An 18224-nucleotide genomic window follows, 5' to 3' on the forward strand; every position below is an offset into this window, starting at 1 on the left:
ATAGGGTATCAATGATGGTGGAAACCAATTACTGGTTTGAAAAAGCGGAATATGACCAACGCCTGGCGCGGGTACGGCAACAACTGGTGGCAAAAGGCTATGATGCCCTGCTGGCGTTTATGCCGGAAAGCGTAACCTGGCTGACGGGATTCTTTACCCGCGCCTACTCGTCGTTCCAGTTTGCCATTATTCCGGCGAACGGTGAACCGACGGTGATCTGCCGTGACGTGGAAGCGTATTATCTCGACAGCACCTGCCTGTTCCCCGATCGGGAGATGTGGAGCGACAGCGACGATAAAACCGCCGTCGCGGTGCAGGCGATCCGCTCGCGGCTCGGCAGTTCGCCCCGGCTGGCGGTGGAAATGGGCGCCTGGCCGCTGTCGGTGGCGCGGTTTAACGGCCTCCGGGCCGGTCTGCCGGATGCGCTGATGCTCGATGAAAGCCAATTGGTTACGGAGATGCGCTTTATTAAGTCCCCGGCGGAAATCAGCTATCAACGCAGGGCGGCGCGGGCGGCCGAGGCTGGCATGGCGGCGGCGATCGGGGCGGCCAGGCCCGGCGTCAGTGAACGGGACATGGCGGCGGAAATCTGTAGCGCCATGATCCGCGCCGGCAGTGATTTGCCGGGGCCGGGGGTCATGTCGTCGGGGGAGCGTGCTTACCATTTGCACGGCGGTTACAGCGATCGGGTGCTGGCGCACGGCGATATCGTGCAGATTGAAACCACGCCCAACGTGCGGCATTACCATGCGCGCTTTATGCGCCCAATCCGCGTCGGCCAGGCCAGCGATGAGGACCGCCGCACGGTGGAACAGTTGATTGCCATACAGGATGCGGCGCTGGCGGAAGTGCGGCCCGGCGTGGCGGCCACCGTGCCGGACGCGGTCTATCGCGAGGGCGTGCTGGCGGCGGGACTGCGCGAGACCTACACCAATAAAACCTTCTATTCGGTCGGCCTGCTGCTGGCACCGAGCGGCGGCGAGCCGCTGGAAGCGGCGCCGGGCTGCGCCTGGCGTTTTGTCCCGGGCATGACGTTTCATACCTATGTACTGGCGCGAGGTTTCGGCATGTCCGAAACCATCGCGATTACCGACAGCGGCTATGAGCGGTTAACCCAGTTCCCACGCCAGTTGTTTATCAGTTAGCGCAGCCGGGCGCAGGCCTGTTTAATGCGTTCGCAGGCTTCAGACAGGCGTTGGTCGTCGAGGGCATAGGCGATGCGGATATAGGGCGACATGCCGAATGCCGCGCCTTGCAGCGTCGCCACCTGGGCGCTGCGCGCCAGATAGCCGGCCACGTCGCCATCGGTTGCCAGCAAAGCGCCGTCGGGCGCGCGTTTGCCCAGCAGTCCGCCGCAGCAGGCAAAGACATAGAAGGCGCCGGGCGGAGTTTGGGCGCTGAGTCCCTCCACCTGGTCAATCATCGCCATGACTATCGCCCGCCGCGCCGCAAGCCGGGCCAGCCAGCCGGCGGTAAAATCATCCGGCGCGGTTAGCGCGGTCAGCGCCGCCGCCTGGGATACCGAACTGGGATTGGAGGTGCTCTGCGATTGCAACACCTGCATGGCGGCAATCAGCCAGCCCGGCCCGCCGGCATAGCCCAGCCGCCAGCCGGTCATGGAGAACCCTTTTGATAACCCGTTAACCGTCAGCGTCCGATTCCGCAGGCGCGGCTCAACCGCCGCCAGCGTGGCAAACGGCTCGTCCTGGTGGCGCAGGCGTTCGTAGATGTCATCAGATAGCACCAGTACCTGCGGCGCATCGACCAGCACGGCGGCCAGCGCCGCCAGTTCCTGATGGCAATAGACCGCCCCGGTGGGGTTGTTGGGGGAGTTGAGCACCAGCCAGCGGGTGCGCGGGGTAATGGCCGCCCTCAGATCCTCGGGCTGTAGCTTCCAGCCCGACGCTTCGCTACAGGCCACTATTCGCGTCTCGCCCTCGGCCAGCGCCACCATATCCGGATAGGAGACCCAATAGGGCGCCGGGATAATCACTTCATCTCCCGGCGACAGGGTGGCCATAAAGGCGTTGAAAATAAGCTGCTTGGCGCCGGTGCCGGCGATGATCTCCGCCGGCCGGTAGGATAACCCGTTATCTCGTTGGAACTTATCGGCGATCGCCTGCCTCAGCGCCAGTGTGCCGGCCACGGCGGTATATTTGGTGTCGCCGCGCGCTATGGCGTCGATCCCGGCTTGGCCGATGGCCGGCGGCGTGGCGAAATCCAGCTCGCCCAGGCCCAGGTTTATTACATCAAGGCCCGCTTCCTCCATGGCGCGCACGGTATCGGCTATTGCCCCGGTCGGCGAGGGGCGTACGCGTTTCATACGCCGGGCAATAAATTTTTCTGACATGTCATCCCCTTGAATAATGTGGTGCCATTAAGGTTTCTGGGCGGCGATAAAGGCCTTATCCTTTGCCCCGTTGCACCCGCCTGGGGCCTGATGCCCCATAAACGAACGCCGCCGGCTGGCGCAGGCCCCGTCTGTACCGATATCTATGCAGCTTAGAAATACCCGTACCGCCATGATATGCGGGGCGATGTTCGCTCTGCGCGCGCCGACGGGGCCGGGGAAGAATGAAATTTTCCCGACGCTGCATTTCGGGTCTGCTTCTTGCATAAGATTTCAGCGTTACTCTTGGTATACCAGAAGTATGCAAAAAGAATGCCGGACGAGGCCTTCCCCGGCAAGCATGCGCCGGCGCGGTCAAGGTTGCGTGCAAGCCGCGGAGGCAAAGTGAAAACATCATTCCTATCATGGATCAACGCGGCCGACGCTTATCGTCAAAACCGCAGTCAGCCCCAGGCTGGCGGCGGTCTGCGCAAGTTCGGCCCCATGGAGAATCTATGTCGACCATAACACTGAGCGCGGCAGGCCGGGACAAGGAGACGCGGCGTTTTTCCCGCCTGTGCCTGCTGGCCCTGCCGCTGCTGGTTTTCCTGGCGCTGTTTTTTATCTGGCCGATTCTGGGCCTGCTTAAACAGGGCTTGTACAGCCAGGGCGCGCTGTCGGCGGATAATTATCTGCGCCTGCTGCAGGTGCCGATCTACCGCATCGTGCTGCAAAACACCTTTGTCATCGCCACCGTGGTGACCGGCAGCTGCGTGATCATGAGTTATCCGCTGGCTTATCTGATGGCATCGGTCAGGCCGGCGCTGTCGAAACTGCTGTTTTTTGCCGTGCTGCTGCCGTTCTGGTCCAGCGCGCTGGTGCGCACATCGGCCTGGATCGCGCTGTTGCAGCAAAACGGGCCGCTGAATACGCTGCTTATCACCACCAGCCTTATCGATCATCCGATCGCCTTTCTCTACAACTTTACCGGTGTGCTGATCGGCATGACCCATGTATTGATGCCGTTCGTGGTATTACCGCTGTACGCTTCGTTCCGGGCGCTGGATAACTCGCTTATCCTGGCGGCCCAAGGCATGGGCGCCGATTCTATCGGCATATTCACCCGGGTGATTTTGCCGCTGACGCGCCCCGGCATGGTGGCGGGAGCCATTATCGTGTTTATGAACGCGGTGGGGTACTACATCACGCCTTCGCTGATGGGCGGCCCGGCGCAGCGCATGATTGCCGAGCTTATCTCGCACAATATCAGCGATGAGCTGAACTGGGGCATCGCCGCCGCGCTGGCGGGAGTATTGCTGGTGACCACGCTGTTCGCGCTGTGGCTGTTCAATCGCCTGTTCGGACTGGATAAACTCATGAGCGGCCAGGCGGGCAAGGGCAGCCAGATGAGCAGCGCCCGGCGGACGGGCGGCGGACGTATCGGCGCGCTGGCGGGCGTATTGTGCGCGGCGTTCCTGCTGTTGCCGATCCTGGTGGTGATCCCGATGAGCTTCGGCACCGGCAGCTTTCCGACCTTTCCGCCGCCGGAATACGGCGTCCGCTGGTATCGCAATTTCTTCCAGGATCCCAAATGGATGGCCGCGCTATGGCAAAGCGTCAAGGTCGGCGCGATGGTCACCGCCGCCTCGATGGCGCTGGGGGCCGCCGCCGCGCTGGGCGTCTATAAGATGCGCCCGGGCCGTAAAGGCTTGCTGGAAACGTTGTTTATTATCCCGATGTCGGTGCCGGCGATTATCACCGCCGTGGCGCTGTATTATCTGTGTGGTCCGCGCGGCTTGATCAGTAACTCGGTGGCGCTGGTTATCGGCCATACGGTGCTGGCCACCCCCTATGTCTATATTACCCTGCGCGCGGCGCTGCAAAGCTTTGATCCCAACCTGGAGCTGGCGGCGCTCAGCCTGGGCGCGAGTTGGCCGCGGATGTTCCGGCGGGTGATGCTGCCGGCCCTGCTGCCGGGCATCATCGGCGGGGCGGTGTTTGCGTTTATTACCTCGTTCGACGATGTGGTGATGGCGCTGTTCCTGACAACCCTGCGCAACCGCACGCTGCCAAAACTGATGTATGAGGGCTTGTCATTTGACTTCGACCCGACGGTCATTTCCGCGTCCTGCGTGCTGATCGCCGCCACCGCGCTGATTTTAATCGCCCACAGCCTGTTCGGTCGCCATGGAGAAAAGCATGCAACAGCTACAAGGTAAAGACGTCGCACTCAAGGGGATCCGCAAAACCTACGGTGGCGTCATTGCCCTGCCGAACGTGGACCTTGCGGTGCGGCGCGGCGAGTTTTGCACCTTACTGGGCGCCTCAGGCTCCGGCAAGACCACCTTACTGAAAATTATCGCCGGGTTTGAAATGCCGGATCGCGGCAGCGTGCACATCGCCGGAAAAAATGTCAGCAGCACGCCGATTGCCGATCGCAATATCGGCATGGTATTCCAGAACTACGCGCTGTTTCCGCATATGTCGGTGTTTGAAAATGTCGCCTTTCCGCTGCGCATGCGGCGCATGGCCAAAGCGGATATAGAACGCAAGGTGGCGGAGGCCCTGGCGCTGGTCAGCCTTGACGAGTACCGCGCGCGCATGCCGGGGGAACTGTCCGGCGGCCAGCAGCAGCGCACCGCGCTGGCGCGGGCGCTGGTATTCAATCCGGATATCCTGCTGATGGATGAGCCGCTGGGGGCGCTGGATAAAAACCTGCGCCAGACCATACAGCTGCAGATTAAACAACTGCACCGGGAACTGGGCCTGACCGTGGTGTTTGTCACCCACGATCAGGAGGAGGCGATGAATCTCTCCGATACCATCGTGATCATGGAAAACGGCGGCATTGTGGAGTCCGGCGCGCCGGAAACCTTGTACCGCCGGCCGGGCAGTCCTTTTGTCGCCGGATTTCTGGGGGAATGTAATTTTATCCAACAGGACGGCGGCGCCCGACTTGGCATCCGCCCGGAACATCTGCTGGTGGGCGACCCGGGCCGCCGGGCGGCGGTGCGCCACCGGGGCGAAATTCAGGCGGCGACCTTTTGCGGCATGCACTGGAAGCTGTTTATCGCCTCGCTGGGACAAACCATTATCGCCTATGCGCCGCCGGATATCCCAACCCTTGAGCGTACGCCCGGTCACATCGTCGACTGGGGGTTCCAGCCGGGGGACGCCATGGTATTTCACCAGGACCCGCGTGCCTGAGGGACCGCCCTCCGCCGCCGCGTCCTGGCGAACGAGACACATTTTATTCAGCAAGGTAGGGTAGATATGACCGATAAACTCAATGAACAGGCGCGCGGCGTCTATATCATTTCAGCCACCCCCTTTACCGATGACGGCGGGCTGGATTTGGACAGCGCCGATCGCCTGACCGATTTTTATTTGCAGCAGGGCGTCAGCGGTATCACCATTCTCGGCATGATGGGGGAGGCGCCCAAGCTGACGGACGACGAATCGCTGCTGTTTATGCGCCGGGTGCTGACGCGTGTCAATGGGCGGGTGCCGGTGGTGGTCGGCGTCAGCCACGCGTCCCACCGTCACGTACAGCGGCTAAGCCATACCGCCATGGAGCTGGGCGCCGCCGGCGTGATGCTGGCGCCGGTGGCCAATCTTAAAACCGACGATCAAATAAGCCAATATTATTTGACGGTGGCGGGATTGCTGGGGGGCGATGTGCCCATCTGCCTGCAGGATTTTCCCCAGTCCACCGGCGTGCATACGTCGGTGGCGGTGATCCTGCGCTTGATTGAGGCGCTGCCGCAGTTGGTGATGCTGAAACATGAAGATTTGCCGGGACTGCGCAAGCTGAGCCAGGTACGGGGACAAAGCGCGGCGCGCGGCCTGCGGCGCATCAGTATCCTGGCCGGCAACGGCGGTCTGTTTTTACCGCAGGAAATGCGGCGCGGCGCGGACGGGGCGATGACCGGATTCGCCTATCCGGAAATGCTGGTGCGGGTCTGCGCGCTGTTCCAGGCAGGCAAGGCCGAGCAGGCCGAGGATGTATTTGATGTCTATCTGCCGCTGCTGCGCCACGAATTCCAGTACGGCATCGGCCTGGCGCTGCGCAAGGAAACATTGCGCCGCCGGGGGGTGATCCGCAGCGCGGCGGTGCGGCAACCCGGCCCGGTGCTGGACGGCGACGATATGCGCGAACTGGGGCAGTTGATCGCACGACTTGAAACGCGATTACGCGAACATAGCACGGCGGATAGCTGAGCCGCGGCGCAAAATAGGCTAGGCTATCTTGCATCGGATCGTTAATTCTTTATCCCGACCCGGGATTGAAGACTCTGTTACAGGACGCTAGCTATGACTTTATCCACCGTTCCCGCCACCATGCAAGCCGTCAGGATTAAACAGCCCGGCGGCCCCGAACAACTGATTGCGGCCGAGCTGCCGGTACCCCGTCCCGGTCCCGGCTACCTGCTGGTCAAGGTTGCCGCGGCGGGCGTTAACCGTCCCGACGTGTTGCAGCGTAAAGGCAGTTATCCGCCGCCCGCGGGCGCCTCCGAGCTGCCGGGGCTTGAGTTCGCGGGGGTCGTGGCGGCGCTGGGCGACGGCGCCGGGCGTTTTGCCGTTGGCGACGAGGTGTGCGGCCTGGTGGCCGGCGGCGGTTACGCCGAATATTGCGTGGTGCATGAAAGCAACGCGCTGCCGGTGCCGCAGGGCCTGTCGCTGCTGGAGGCCGCGGCGCTGCCGGAGACCTTTTTCACCGTCTGGGTTAACGTTTTCCAGCGCGGTAAACTCAAAGCAGGGGAGATCCTGCTGGTGCACGGCGGCACCTCCGGTATCGGCACCGTCACCATTATGCTGGCGAAGGCCTTTGGCGCCACGGTGCTGACCACCGTCGGCTCCGAAGAGAAATGCGCGGCGGCGCGCAAGCTGGGCGCCGATCATGCCATTAACTACCGTACCGAGGATTTTGTCGCACAGACGGAACGGCTGACCGGCGGGCATGGCGCGGATGTGATTGTCGATCTGATTGCCGGCGACTATGTGGCGCGTAACTATGCGGCGGCGGCGATGGACGGGCGCATCGTGCAAATCGGCGTACAGGATGGCCCGGCAAAAGAGCTCAATCTGATGAAGATGCTGGCCAAGCGCCTGATCCATACCGGCTCGACGCTGCGGCCGCGTCCGGTGGCGGACAAGGCCGCCATCGCCGCCGACTTGCAGCAGCAGGTCTGGCCGCTGCTGACGGCGGGTAAGATCCGGCCGCTGATCGAACGGGCTTTTCCGTTGCGCCAGGCCGCCGAGGCCCATGCGCTGATGGAAGGGAGCACCCATATCGGTAAAATCATGCTGGTAACCGACGCCTATGCGGATTTACTGGACGGCAACGGCTGACCGGCGGCCGTTTTTTTCGCCCGGCGGGATTCACCTTGCCGGCTTCATCTTTACTTATCGCCGCCGGCGCTTCATTATCGCGGGAGATACGGGGCGGCAGCGATATGGGCAGGGGATGGACAGGATACTGAAAACCGGGGCGTTCGCCCTGGGATTGTATAGCGCGTTGAGCTATGCGACGCCAAAAGACGAACAGATCAAAACCGATTGCGCGCGCCTTGACGACTATGCCCAGGCGGGCAATACGGCTTATCAGCAGGGCCATATGGCGCGCGCGGTGGATGAGTTTACCGCCCAGGCCGCCTGGAGTGAATTTTGCCGTTTGCCCGCCGCGGCCATCGCGACCGCCTATAACAACGTGGCGCTGGCGCTGATCCACGCCGGCGAGCCGTTAAAGGCCGCGGCCTGGCTTTCCCTGGCGCCGGATGACGACAAAACCCGCACCAACCTGGCGCTGATCCAGCCGGTGCTTGACCGCCTGCGCCCGGCACTGGCCGCCACCCCGATGGGCACCTACTGGCGTTACGCCGGTAAAGGGGTATGGAGCACCGTTTCGGTACAGCCCGAGGGCGAGGCGTGGAAAATCAGCTTTAACGGCTTTTATATGCCGGTGATGGGGATGTACTACGGCCCGAATATGGGCGAGTTTTCGGTGGTGCAATCACTTGACGGCGGCCATGGCGTTTATCGCCAGGACGCGCAGGCGGACGGGTCGTCCTGTCAGGTCAACATGACCTTTACGGCTAATGCGGCGCACCTGGAAACCGTCTCGGGCGACTGCGGGTTCGGCATGAACGTGCGGGCGGACGGCGATTTTCAGCGGGTCTCGCTCTACTGAGCACGCAGCGGTATTGGCGCCGGCCGCGGCGCGTGTTATTTTAACAATATTATAACGATTAGCCCGGCAATCGCATTGCGGCTCCCTTGGCCGCCCCCCTCTTTTCCCTACCGTACCGTCCTCATTATCGCTACATAACCTTTCCGGCCCGCGGGCGGGATGATGTATAGGAGTCTGTTATGCCTGTTGCTCTTCTGGCCCTGGCGCTGAGCGCGTTCGCCATCGGGACGACTGAATTCGTCATTATGGGCCTGTTGCCGCAAGTGGCGGAAAGCCTGGCGGTATCGCTGCCGGACGCCGGCTGGCTTATCAGCGGTTACGCCATCGGCGTGGCGGCGGGTGCGCCCATCATGGCGATGCTGACCGCCCGGCTGCCGCGCAAAACCTGCCTGGCGCTGCTGATGGTGATATTTATTATCGGCAATGCCCTGTGCGCCTGGTCCTACGATTACGGTCTGCTGATGCTGGCCAGGGTGATCACGGCGCTGAGCCACGGCGCCTTTTTTGGCATCGGCGCGGTGGTGGCCGCCGGGCTGGTGCCGCCGCACCGGCGGGCGTCGGCGGTGGCGCTGATGTTTACCGGTTTGACCCTTGCCAATGTGCTGGGGGTGCCCGCCGGCACCTGGCTTGGGCAGCTGTACGGCTGGCGCGCGACGTTCTGGGGCGTCTCGCTCCTGGGCATCGTGGGATTTGTCGCCCTGCTGGCCAGTCTGCCGCCGCAGCGCGATGCGGCGCCCGCCGACCTGGCCCGGGAATTCGCCGCGCTGCGCAATGGCCGCCTGCTACTGTCGCTGCTGATGACGGTGTGTTTCGCCGCCGCCATGTTTACGCTGTTCAGCTATATTGCGCCGCTGTTGTTGCAGGTGACCGGGGTCAGCGATCGGGGGGTCAGCTGGACGCTGTTTTTAATCGGCGCGGGTTTAACGCTGGGCAACCTGATTGGCGGCCGTCTGGCCGACTGGCGGGTCTCCTTCAGCCTGATACTGAGTTTTGCCCTGATCGCGGTGTTCTCGGTGATGTTTTACTGGACCAGCCGCGCGCTGCTGCCGGCGGAAATCACCCTGTTCTTTTGGGCGCTGGCCACCTTCAGCACCATCCCGGCGCTGCAGATTAACGTGGTGGCGCACGGCGACGACGCGCCCAACCTGGTATCGACGCTGAATATCTCCGCGTTCAATATCGGCAATGCGTTTGGCGCCTGGGCCGGCGGCAAGGTGATCGCCACCGGCCTGGGACTGACCGCGGTGCCGCTGGCCGCGGCGGCGATGGCGCTGTGCGGGCTGCTGGTGTGCCTGCTGACCTTCGCTCGTTCTCCCGGCCGGCCGGTGGCCGCATAACGTGGCCGGCGGCGGCCCCCCCGGCGAATGAACGGGGACCGGGTTACGACTGTGCCAGCGCGGCGTCCAGCCGGGCGGGAACGGCGGCGGCAAACGTATGCAGGTAATCGATAAAATGGCTGACCAGGGCCGATGCCGGACGGTGCAGCGGCCGGATCAGGCTGACCGTGAACGGCACCTGATGACTGAAGGGGCGTAATACCACGCCGCCGACGGCGTAATCCAGCGCGGTCAGCGGATTGACAATGGAAATGCCGACCCCGGCGCGTACCATCGCGCACACCGACGCGGCGCTATGGGTCTCCACCACCATGCCGCGCTCCACGCCTTCCTGGCTGAACAGCCGATCCAGCAGCTGGCGGTAGCTGTCGGTGGCCGACAGGCTGATATACGGCAGACGGTGAAAATCCTGCGGGGTCAGGCGCTCCCGCCGGGTCAACGGGTGTCCGGCGGGCAGCACGCACACCTCGTTAAGGGTCATCAGGGTCTCGCGCCCGGTGCCCGCGGGGGTAAAGGTATTTTCCGTCAGGCCGATATCGTGGCGCTGGGCGGAGAGCCATTCCTCCAGCAGCGGCGACTCCTGCGGCACCACGCTCAGGCTGACCGCCGGATGACGGTCGAAAAAATCCCGGCATACCAGCGGCAGCAGCGATTGGGAAAACACCGGCAGGCAGGCCACCGACAGCTGCGCCTGGCGGAACTCGCGAATGGCCTGCGCGGCGCTGACAATACGATCCAGCCCGTAATAGGAGCGCTGCACCTCTTCAAATAGGCGCAACCCTTCGCCGGTGGGTTTCAGCCGGCCTTTAATCCGCTCGAACAGCGTCATGCGCAGCAAATGCTCGAAGCGCGCCAGCTCCCGGCTGACCGTGGGTTGCGAGGTATGGAGCAGCGCCGCCGCCTCGGTAAGATTGCCGGTGGTCATCACCGCGTGAAAGATATCGATATGTCGCAACGAAATTGCCGCCATAATACCGCTCCCGGCCCCTAAACCCATATCATAGGTGAATAGCTGACGCTAAAATAGATATTTTATCGATAGCCAGTAATAGATAAAAATAGGCTCAAAGCGGTAACACCGACGGGAACCCCATGCCACATAACCTTTTTCACACCCAAAGCGCGCTTAACGCGGTCAATTTGCGGCAACTGGCCCGGCAATACGGCGGCCCGGTGTGGGCCTATGAAGCCGAAGTGATTAACGAGCGCATCCGCCAGCTGCGGCAGTTCGACGTGATTCGTTTTGCCCAGAAGGCCTGCTCCAACATCCATATCCTGAGCCTGATGCGCGAGCAGGGGGTAAAGGTCGATGCCGTGTCCCTGGGTGAAATCGAGCGGGCGCTGGCGGCGGGCTACCGCCCGGGACAACAGCCGGCTGATATGGTGTTCACCGCCGATGTCTTTGACCGCCCGACCCTGCAGCGGGTGGTGGAGCTCGCCATCCCGGTCAACGCCGGTTCGGTGGATATGCTGGAACAACTGGGGCGGCATTCGCCCGGGCATGCGGTATGGCTGCGCATTAACCCCGGCTTCGGCCACGGCCATAGCCAGAAAACCAATACCGGCGGCGAAAACAGCAAGCACGGGATCTGGTATGCCGACCTGCCGCTGGCCATCGCGCAAATCCGGCGCTACGGCTTAAAGCTCGTCGGCCTGCATATGCATATCGGATCCGGCGTGGATTATGACCATTTGCGCCAGGTCTGCGCGGCGATGGTGCGGGAAGTTATCGCCTCCGGCCAGGATGTCCACGCCATTTCCGCCGGCGGCGGGCTGTCGGTGCCGTACCGGTTTGGCGAGGAGGCGATCAACACCGGGCATTACTTCGGCCTGTGGGATGCCGCGCGCCGTGAAATCAGCGGCCATCTGGGCCATCCGGTGACGCTGGAAATCGAGCCGGGGCGTTTCCTGGTGGCGGAATCCGGCGCGCTGGTGGCGCAGGTGCAGGCGGTCAAGGAGATGGGCAGTCGCCATTTCGTGCTGGTGGACGCCGGTTTCAACGATCTGATGCGCCCGGCGATGTACGGCAGCTATCACCATATTTCGCTGATCCCGGCCGACGGCGGCGAGCCGGACGGCCGGGCGGAAATAGCGACGGTGGTGGGCGGCCCGCTGTGCGAATCGGGGGATGTGTTTACCCAGTTGGCCGGCGGCGGCATCGAGCCGCGGCCATTGCCCGCCGCCCGGGTGGGCGATTACCTGGTGTTCCATGATACCGGCGCCTACGGCGCCTCAATGTCATCCAATTACAATACCCGCCCGCTGCTGCCCGAAGTCTTGTTCACGCAGGGCTGCCCGCGCCTGATCCGCCGCCGCCAGACGCTGGATGAGCTGCTGGCGCTGGAACGCTTGTAACCCAAAACGGCGGGGTCTTCGCCGGCGGCGCGGCGGTACCCGGGAACTCAGGCTTTGCTGCGCCCGGCCGCCGGCAACGGCGCCGCGGCCGCGGTGTCGGACGCCATGGGGCGATAGGCAATATAATAGACCAGCGCGACAAAGATGGCGCCGCCGGCGGCGTTGCCCAGGAACACGCCGGGGAAGTTGCCCCAGTACTGCGCCCAGGTCGCCTGCCCGGCAAAAATCGCCGCCGGAATCACGAACATATTGGCCACCACGTGCTGGAAGCCGAGATCGACAAACGCCATGATCGGGAACCAGATACCCAGGATCTTACTGGCCACATCCTTGCCGCTGTATGCCAGCCATACCGCCAGGCTCACCAGCCAGTTGCAGCCGATGCCGGAAATAAAGGCGTGCAGGAAATCGGCGGAAATCTTTGCCTGGGCGGTGGCCGCGGTTTTGGCCAGGAACGCGCCTTCGGTCAGGCCGAGCACGTGGCCGAAAAACCACGCAATCAAAATGCTGCCGGCAAAGTTGGCGACGGTAATCCAGAACCAGTTGCGTATCAGCGACATAAAAGAGATTTGCCGCGCCAGCCAGGCAATAGGCAGCGTCATCATATTGCCGGTCAGGAGTTCTCCTCCGGCGATAAGCGTCAGCACCAGCCCCACCGGGAACACCGCCGCCCCTAAAAAGACGCCGAACGACCCCCAGTCGGCGGGCAGGCTGGCGGTCACATGGATATCCAGCATAAAACCTATCGCGATATACGCACCGGCCAGACAGCCGAGCACCAGTAAATAGGGGAGCGGCGCGCGGCTTTTGGTGGCGCCCGTTTGCACAGCGATTGCTGCGACTTCTTTAGGAGAATGAAACGACATGGTAGTTTATATGTTAAAAGAAAGTGGTGATTCGCATCATATCCTCCCCCCGCGGCGAAGCCAACGGTTGGCCGCTAAAAGAGTGTTAAAAATTAAAACACCGTTCTGCACCGACATGGCCGCGGGCTTCAGGCCGCGCCGGCCATTCGCCGCCGGCGCGGCTTAAGGCCCGTGCGGATCAGCGCGCGGCCAGGTCCGCCAGCTCGCGGCGCAGCAGGATAAATTCCTGCGCCAGATCCTGGCACAGCATGGCGGTCATCAAATGATCCTGCGCGTGGACCATGATTAAATTGACCGGCACCTTGCCCGTTCCCTCATCCAGCCCGATAAGCCGCGTCTGGATGGCGTGGGCGCGGCGCGAGGCCTGGCGCGCCGCGTCCATCCTCTCCCGCGCCTCGTCCCAGTTGCGTTCCCGCGCCGACTGGATGGCGCTCATGCTCTCGGAACGGGCTTCGCCGGCGTTAATCAGCAATTCCATCACGGTTTGTTCAAAATCTTCCATTCGCCACCTCTATTGGTATACCAAATTTGGTAATTTCATCATATTGGAATTCCAATGTTGGCTTGTGAGAGCATGATCACAGAAAATAAATTCAGTTACGCTAGTTTTTGGTATGCCAAACCCACAATAAAACCTGCCGGCTACCGGCAAACGTGCATATCAATAGGCTTAACTCACTGATGATGAGGTGGTGTCATGTCATTTAAGGATCGTATGATCGATTCTCTGGGATCGTTTGCCACTAAATTTAATAGCTTTCGCTATATTATGGCGATCAAGGCGGCGTTTATTACCTTAATGCCGGTCATCATTGTCGGCGCGTTTTCGGTGTTGATCTCCAATATGGTGCTCGATCCGGTTAACGGCCTCGCCAGTTTTAGTTTCTTCGCGCCGCTGGCGACGCTCAAGCCTATTATGAGCAGTATTAACTACGCCACCCTGAATTTTTTAACCATCGGCGCGGTATTCCTAATCGGTATCGAGCTGGGCCGGCTTAATGGGTCCCGCACCTTATTTCCCGGGCTGCTGGCGGTAATTTGTTTTATCGCCGTCACGCCGACCACGCTGCAGTTAATGGTCGGCGACCAGATGATGGTGGTCAAGGACGTGCTTGCGCGGCAGTTCTCGGATACCAAGAGCCTGTTCCTCGGCATGTTTATGGCGATTTTATCGGTGGAGGTTTATTCGCGCCTGGAAAAGGTGGATAAATTCCGCATCAAGATGCCGGATACCGTGCCGCCCAATGTGTCCGCGTCTTTTACCGCCCTGATCCCGGCCATTATTACCGTGCTGCTGCTGGCGACCTTTGGGTTCGTCTTCCAGCGCGTGACCGGCATGTATCTGTACGATGCGGTATATAAGGTGGTACAGCAGCCGCTGGAATCGGTGGTGCAAAGCCTGCCGGGCATCCTGGTGCTGATGTTCGTCGCCCAGATGTTCTGGGTCATCGGCATTCACGGCAACCAAATGATTAAGCCGATTCGCGAACCTTTATTGCTCGGCGCCATTACCGTCAATATGACCGCGTTTGAACAGGGCAAGGATATTCCCAATATCATTACCATGCCGTTTTGGGATGTGTATATGAGCATCGGCGGTTCCGGCCTGACCATCGGATTATTAATGGCGGTATTGTTTACATCCAAGCGCAAGGAGATGAAAGAAATCGCTAAATTATCCCTTGGTCCCTCGGTGTTTAATATTAATGAACCGGTGATCTTCGGCATGCCGATCATGCTTAATCCGATCCTGGCCATTCCTTTTATTATTACGCCGCTGGTCACCGGCACCATCGGCTATTTCGCCACCAGCCTGGGTTTTGCCGACAAGGCGGTGGTGATGGTGCCCTGGACCACGCCGCCGCTGATTAACGCCTGGCTGTCCACCGCCGGATCGATGGGCGCGGTGATTACGCAGTTGTGCTGCATCGTGGTGTCGTTCCTGATCTATCTGCCTTTTGTCCAGGTGGCGTCGCGCCGCGCGGACCAGGCGCAGCTGGCGGCGGAAATGAGCGAAGCATCCCGCGCGCAAACCCTTAAGTCATCGTGAGGACGGACATGAGCAAGGTTAGCATCGCCATCCCGGCGGATTTTATCCTGGGCGCCGCGGCGTCCGCCTGGCAAACCGAGGGCTGGAGCGGCAAGAAGCCGGGCCAGGATTCTTATCTCGACCTGTGGTACCAGCAGGACCGCCACGTCTGGCATAACGGCTATGGCCCGGCGGTGGCCACCGATTTTATCCATCGCTACGCCGAAGACGTGGCGCTGATGAAGCAGGCCGGGCTGACGCATTACCGCACCTCGATCAACTGGTCGCGTTTCCTGGTGGATCACGAGCAGGTGATTGTCGATGAAGACTATGCGGCCTATATCGATAATTTTCTTGATGAGATGATCAGGCAGGGTATTGAGCCGATGATCTGCCTGGAGCATTACGAGCTGCCTGCCTGCCTGCTGGAACGCCATGGCGGCTGGCAGTCGAAGCGGGTGGTGGAACTGTTTGTCCGTTACGCGGAAAAAGTGTTCGCGCGTTATGCCGGCAAGGTGAAGCGCTGGTTTTCCTTTAACGAGCCGATCGTGGTGCAGACCCGGGTTTACCTGGATGCCCTGCGTTATCCCTATGAACAGAATACCCATAAATGGATGCAGTGGAACCATCATAAAATCATCGCCACCGCCCGGCTGGTACAGTTGTTTGAAGAACAAGGCTACCGGCGCGGCGGCGGATCGCTCGGGGTTATCCTTAATCCGGAGGTGACCTATGCCCGTTCCAGCGCTCCCCATGACCAGCGGGCGGCGCATCTCTACGATCTGTTTTATAACCGGGTATTCCTCGATCCGCTGCTGCTGGGCGTCTATCCACCGGAGTTAATGGAACTGCTGCGCCGCCATGGGGTCGAGTGGCAGTACGACGCGCAGGAACTGGATATTATCCGCCGTTATCCGGTGCATGAGGTGGGGATTAATCTTTATTATCCCCATCGGGTCAAGGCCCCCAGCCGCCAGTGGAATGACAATACCCCGTTCCATCCGGCATATTATTATGAGCCGTTCGAGCTGCCGGGACGGCGGATGAATCCCTCGCGCGGCTGGGAAATCCATCCCCGGATTGTCTATGACATGGCGCAGCGGATGAACCGCGATTATCCGGATATGCCCTGGTTTATCGCCGAAAACGGCATGGGCGTTGAACATGAGGAACGCTTTAAAGACCCCGCCGGCGTGATCCAGGATGATTACCGCATCGACTTTATCGCCGAACATCTGTACTGGGCGTTAAAAGCCCGGGAGGAGGGCGCGCGCTGCCTGGGTTATATGCTCTGGGCGTTTACCGATAATGTTTCGCCGATGAACGCGTTTAAAAACCGCTATGGTCTGATTGAAATCGACCTGCAGCAACAGTTGCGCCGGCAGCCGAAAAAATCCGCCGCCTGGTTCGCCCGCTTAAGCGCTACCCGCACCCTGGCGTTAACGCTCGATGACGAAGATAAATAAGAGGAATACCTATGAAACGTATCGTCCTGGCCTGTTCCGCGGGCATGTCCACCTCGCTGGTGGTGACCAAAATGGAAAAGGAAGCGGCCAGCCGCTCCCTGGAATACAAGATTTACGCCATCCCCGAACAAAACCTGCGCGATGAGCTGCAAACGTTCGGCAACGATATCCTGGTCGTGTTGCTGGGGCCGCAGGTGCGCTTTAAACTGGCGGAAAACAAAAAGCTGACCGATGAATACCAGATCCCCATCGCGGTAATCGATTCGGTGGCCTATGGCACTTTAAACGGCGCGAAAGTACTCGATCAGGCCCTGGGTTTGTTACACTAGCCCGCGCGCCGGCAAACGGCAGGAAGCAAGCCTGCCGTCCTGTCGCGGGCATATCGTGTTTGAGGCTACGCGTTAACGGGCGAGGGGAAGAAGGTGTGATGTTGCAGGAAAAAAAACAGTATCAGGAAATTGGCCGGGATCTGCGGCAGAAGATCCAGTCAGGTCATTACCCGATCGGTACGCGTTTGCCCCCGGAGCGTAATATTGCGGAAACCTACGGCGTCAGCCGCACCATTATCCGCGAGGCCCTGCTGATGCTGGAGCTGGAGGGGGTGGTGGATATCCGCCAGGGATCCGGCGTATATGTGATACGCATTCCGGGCGCGGATACCGAGGGAACCCATTACCTTGAAAGCGAGGTGGGGCCGTTTGAACTGCTGCAGGCCCGCCAGCTTCTGGAGAGCAATATCGCCGCGTTCGCCGCCAAAATGGCCACCAAAATGGACATTGAAAACCTGCGCCGGACGCTGGAGCAGGAGCAGCGCGATATCATTACCAACGAGCGCAGCGAGAATAACGATAAGCTGTTTCACGAGCTGATTGCCGGCGCCACGCAAAACCAGATGCTGCTGGAAACGGTAAAATCCATCTGGCTGCGGCAGGAATCCAGCGCGTTGTGGCAGCAGCTCTACAGCCATATAGATACGCGTTCCCTGCGGCTGCGCTGGCTGGCGGATCATCAGAATATTCTGGTGGCCCTGCGCCGGCGCGACGTGATGGCCTCCTACCAGTGCATGTGGCAGCATATGGAAAGCGTCAAAAACACCCTGATGGAAATTTCCGATGCCGATGCGCCGGAATTCGACGGCTTTTTGTTTGAATCGGTGCCCATTTTCCAGGGAAAACTGGTCTGATGCCGGTGGTGATTGCCCCGCTGGCGGACCATGCCCGGCATAAAGAACAGGTGACCGACTGGTTATGGCGCGCTTTCGGCCACGGCGCCGGCCGGGGGTTCTATGCCGCCATCGTCGACAATGGCATGCGCCGGGACGGCCTGCCGATCACCTTTATCGCCCTTGACGACGGCCGCCCGGTGGGCACCGTGGGCCTGTGGCGCAGCGATCTGTTGAGCCGCCAGGACCTCACCCCCTGGCTGGCGGCGCTGTATGTCGATGAAGCATACCGGGGGCGGGGCCTGGGACGGCAGCTGCAGGCGTTTGTGCAGGATTTCAGCCGCCGGGCCGGTTTCGGTTCCCTGTATTTGTATGCCACCTTTACCGGCTATTATGAACGCCACGGCTGGGACTATATCGGCGACGGGATCGAATATCCCGATATGCCGGTGCATCTCTATCAGCTGCGCGCGGACGCGCGGTAAATCCG

17 protein-coding genes are annotated in these 18224 nt (G+C 61.0%); 13 read left to right on the plus strand and 4 right to left on the minus strand.

Translation table 11 applies throughout. The features are described 5' to 3' along the window. Nucleotides 1-11 precede the first annotated feature (11 nt). The gene (locus ACL2XN_RS22505; protein WP_413729508.1) at nucleotides 12-1145 is read left to right on the plus strand and encodes a M24 family metallopeptidase; all 1134 of its coding nucleotides are present in this window, start codon (nucleotides 12-14) and stop codon (nucleotides 1143-1145) included. Here the strand turns inward: ACL2XN_RS22505 and ACL2XN_RS22510 are convergent. Next, complete coding sequence (locus ACL2XN_RS22510; RefSeq protein ID WP_413729509.1) at nucleotides 1142-2350, minus strand: pyridoxal phosphate-dependent aminotransferase; 1209 nt, start codon at nucleotides 2348-2350, stop codon at nucleotides 1142-1144. The two genes, ACL2XN_RS22505 and ACL2XN_RS22510, sit on opposite strands and share 4 nt — an antisense overlap. Before the next feature lie 494 nt (nucleotides 2351-2844). Here ACL2XN_RS22510 and ACL2XN_RS22515 point away from each other — a divergent pair, with 494 nt between their 5' ends. The 6 genes from ACL2XN_RS22515 (at nucleotide 2845) to ACL2XN_RS22540 (ending at nucleotide 9856) form a co-directional block, all read left to right on the plus strand. After that, nucleotides 2845-4548, plus strand: coding sequence for an ABC transporter permease subunit (locus ACL2XN_RS22515; RefSeq protein WP_413721362.1), 1704 nt, complete (start codon nucleotides 2845-2847; stop codon nucleotides 4546-4548). Continuing rightward, on the plus strand, nucleotides 4529-5536 hold the full coding sequence (locus ACL2XN_RS22520; protein ID WP_413721361.1) for an ABC transporter ATP-binding protein: 1008 nt from the start codon (nucleotides 4529-4531) through the stop codon (nucleotides 5534-5536). Before ACL2XN_RS22515 ends, ACL2XN_RS22520 begins: the two co-directional genes overlap by 20 nt. Nucleotides 5537-5602: 66 nt before the next feature. Then, entirely contained in the window at nucleotides 5603-6550 is a 948-nt protein-coding gene (locus ACL2XN_RS22525; protein ID WP_413721360.1) for a dihydrodipicolinate synthase family protein, read from the plus strand. Between the two features lie 93 nt (nucleotides 6551-6643). Next, nucleotides 6644-7681, plus strand: a complete 1038-nt coding sequence (locus ACL2XN_RS22530; RefSeq protein ID WP_413729510.1) for an NAD(P)H-quinone oxidoreductase — start codon at nucleotides 6644-6646, stop codon at nucleotides 7679-7681. A 115-nt stretch (nucleotides 7682-7796) separates the two neighbouring features. Further along, the gene (locus tag ACL2XN_RS22535; protein WP_413729511.1) at nucleotides 7797-8519 is read left to right on the plus strand and encodes a tetratricopeptide repeat protein; all 723 of its coding nucleotides are present in this window, start codon (nucleotides 7797-7799) and stop codon (nucleotides 8517-8519) included. 179 nt (nucleotides 8520-8698) lie between these two features. Next, a complete protein-coding gene (locus tag ACL2XN_RS22540; RefSeq protein ID WP_410013659.1) occupies nucleotides 8699-9856 on the plus strand; it encodes an MFS transporter in 1158 nt (385 codons plus the stop codon). Nucleotides 9857-9899: 43 nt separating this feature from the next. Here the strand turns inward: ACL2XN_RS22540 and ACL2XN_RS22545 are convergent, their stop codons facing one another. After that, nucleotides 9900-10826, minus strand: a complete 927-nt coding sequence (locus ACL2XN_RS22545; RefSeq protein WP_413729512.1) for a LysR family transcriptional regulator — start codon at nucleotides 10824-10826, stop codon at nucleotides 9900-9902. Between the two features lie 122 nt (nucleotides 10827-10948). Here ACL2XN_RS22545 and lysA point away from each other — a divergent pair, with 122 nt between their 5' ends. Then, the gene (gene lysA, locus ACL2XN_RS22550; RefSeq protein ID WP_413729513.1) at nucleotides 10949-12211 is read left to right on the plus strand and encodes a diaminopimelate decarboxylase; all 1263 of its coding nucleotides are present in this window, start codon (nucleotides 10949-10951) and stop codon (nucleotides 12209-12211) included. A gap of 47 nt (nucleotides 12212-12258) precedes the next feature. On the opposite strand, the gene ACL2XN_RS22555 is transcribed toward lysA, so the two are convergent. Together ACL2XN_RS22555 and ACL2XN_RS22560 are read right to left on the minus strand one after the other, a co-directional pair. After that, nucleotides 12259-13077, minus strand: a complete 819-nt coding sequence (locus tag ACL2XN_RS22555; protein ID WP_410013662.1) for a formate/nitrite transporter family protein — start codon at nucleotides 13075-13077, stop codon at nucleotides 12259-12261. Between the two features lie 178 nt (nucleotides 13078-13255). Continuing rightward, on the minus strand, nucleotides 13256-13579 hold the full coding sequence (locus tag ACL2XN_RS22560; protein ID WP_410013663.1) for a PTS lactose/cellobiose transporter subunit IIA: 324 nt from the start codon (nucleotides 13577-13579) through the stop codon (nucleotides 13256-13258). A 195-nt stretch (nucleotides 13580-13774) separates the two neighbouring features. Here ACL2XN_RS22560 and ACL2XN_RS22565 point away from each other — a divergent pair, with 195 nt between their 5' ends. From ACL2XN_RS22565 to ACL2XN_RS22585, 5 genes are all read left to right on the plus strand, one after another. Further along, nucleotides 13775-15127 carry a PTS sugar transporter subunit IIC gene (locus ACL2XN_RS22565; protein ID WP_410013664.1) on the plus strand — a complete coding sequence of 451 codons (1353 nt, stop codon included), beginning with the start codon at nucleotides 13775-13777 and terminating at the stop codon, nucleotides 15125-15127. An 8-nt stretch (nucleotides 15128-15135) separates the two neighbouring features. Then, nucleotides 15136-16572 (plus strand): glycoside hydrolase family 1 protein, encoded by a 1437-nt coding sequence (locus tag ACL2XN_RS22570; RefSeq protein WP_413729514.1) that lies wholly within the window; start codon nucleotides 15136-15138, stop codon nucleotides 16570-16572. Between the two features lie 11 nt (nucleotides 16573-16583). Continuing rightward, nucleotides 16584-16901 (plus strand): PTS sugar transporter subunit IIB, encoded by a 318-nt coding sequence (locus ACL2XN_RS22575; RefSeq protein WP_413721351.1) that lies wholly within the window; start codon nucleotides 16584-16586, stop codon nucleotides 16899-16901. Between the two features lie 98 nt (nucleotides 16902-16999). Further along, nucleotides 17000-17755, plus strand: coding sequence for a GntR family transcriptional regulator (locus tag ACL2XN_RS22580; protein ID WP_413729515.1), 756 nt, complete (start codon nucleotides 17000-17002; stop codon nucleotides 17753-17755). After that, nucleotides 17755-18219: a GNAT family N-acetyltransferase gene (locus ACL2XN_RS22585; RefSeq protein WP_413721350.1), complete on the plus strand. Its 465-nt coding sequence runs from the start codon at nucleotides 17755-17757 to the stop codon at nucleotides 18217-18219. The genes ACL2XN_RS22580 and ACL2XN_RS22585 overlap by 1 nt, the downstream gene beginning before the upstream one ends. Nucleotides 18220-18224: the final 5 nt, after the last annotated feature.

The organism is Sodalis sp. RH22 (assembly GCF_047324165.1).
In the GTDB taxonomy this organism is placed as follows: domain Bacteria; phylum Pseudomonadota; class Gammaproteobacteria; order Enterobacterales; family Enterobacteriaceae; genus Acerihabitans.

Bases quoted from the DNA above. Each gene is read 5' to 3' on its own strand.
- ACL2XN_RS22505 (WP_413729508.1), top strand. From the start codon at position 12: ATGATGGTGGAAACCAATTACTGGTTTGAAAAAGCGGAATATGACCAA.
- ACL2XN_RS22510 (WP_413729509.1), bottom strand. From the start codon at position 2,350: ATGTCAGAAAAATTTATTGCCCGGCGTATGAAACGCGTACGCCCCTCG.
- ACL2XN_RS22515 (WP_413721362.1), top strand. From the start codon at position 2,845: ATGTCGACCATAACACTGAGCGCGGCAGGCCGGGACAAGGAGACGCGG.
- ACL2XN_RS22520 (WP_413721361.1), top strand. From the start codon at position 4,529: ATGCAACAGCTACAAGGTAAAGACGTCGCACTCAAGGGGATCCGCAAA.
- ACL2XN_RS22525 (WP_413721360.1), top strand. From the start codon at position 5,603: ATGACCGATAAACTCAATGAACAGGCGCGCGGCGTCTATATCATTTCA.
- ACL2XN_RS22530 (WP_413729510.1), top strand. From the start codon at position 6,644: ATGACTTTATCCACCGTTCCCGCCACCATGCAAGCCGTCAGGATTAAA.
- ACL2XN_RS22535 (WP_413729511.1), top strand. From the start codon at position 7,797: ATGGACAGGATACTGAAAACCGGGGCGTTCGCCCTGGGATTGTATAGC.
- ACL2XN_RS22540 (WP_410013659.1), top strand. From the start codon at position 8,699: ATGCCTGTTGCTCTTCTGGCCCTGGCGCTGAGCGCGTTCGCCATCGGG.
- ACL2XN_RS22545 (WP_413729512.1), bottom strand. From the start codon at position 10,826: ATGGCGGCAATTTCGTTGCGACATATCGATATCTTTCACGCGGTGATG.
- lysA (WP_413729513.1), top strand. From the start codon at position 10,949: ATGCCACATAACCTTTTTCACACCCAAAGCGCGCTTAACGCGGTCAAT.
- ACL2XN_RS22555 (WP_410013662.1), bottom strand. From the start codon at position 13,077: ATGTCGTTTCATTCTCCTAAAGAAGTCGCAGCAATCGCTGTGCAAACG.
- ACL2XN_RS22560 (WP_410013663.1), bottom strand. From the start codon at position 13,579: ATGGAAGATTTTGAACAAACCGTGATGGAATTGCTGATTAACGCCGGC.
- ACL2XN_RS22565 (WP_410013664.1), top strand. From the start codon at position 13,775: ATGTCATTTAAGGATCGTATGATCGATTCTCTGGGATCGTTTGCCACT.
- ACL2XN_RS22570 (WP_413729514.1), top strand. From the start codon at position 15,136: ATGAGCAAGGTTAGCATCGCCATCCCGGCGGATTTTATCCTGGGCGCC.
- ACL2XN_RS22575 (WP_413721351.1), top strand. From the start codon at position 16,584: ATGAAACGTATCGTCCTGGCCTGTTCCGCGGGCATGTCCACCTCGCTG.
- ACL2XN_RS22580 (WP_413729515.1), top strand. From the start codon at position 17,000: ATGTTGCAGGAAAAAAAACAGTATCAGGAAATTGGCCGGGATCTGCGG.
- ACL2XN_RS22585 (WP_413721350.1), top strand. From the start codon at position 17,755: ATGCCGGTGGTGATTGCCCCGCTGGCGGACCATGCCCGGCATAAAGAA.